Annotated in this window: 1 pseudogene; it reads left to right on the forward strand. The window is 65.9% G+C overall.

Going from position 1 to position 246, the window contains the following annotated elements:
* A pseudogene (locus ACSNOK_RS35635) lies at nt 1–246 on the forward strand (hypothetical protein); the annotation flags it as partial.

Genomic DNA, 246 nt, shown 5'->3' on the forward strand with positions numbered 1-246 from the left:
GCGCTTAGGTGGACGTTACCTGGAGGCGGCGCTGCAAAACCGTGGTTTCGGCTTCGGCAACATGCACCAGCTGATGACCGACCTGCACGAAGGTAACCGCAAGGCGCTGCCCTGCGGTGCCGGGGTCGGGCTGCTGGCGGTGGACAAGGATGGCGGCCTGAACCTGTGCCACCGCTTCACCGGGTCGGACCTGCCACTGTTCGGCGACGTCAAGACCGGTATCGACAAGCCGCGGCTGGCCGAGTT

The organism is Streptomyces sp. URMC 126 (assembly GCF_051386555.1).
In the GTDB taxonomy this organism is placed as follows: Bacteria; Actinomycetota; Actinomycetes; order Streptomycetales; family Streptomycetaceae; genus Streptomyces.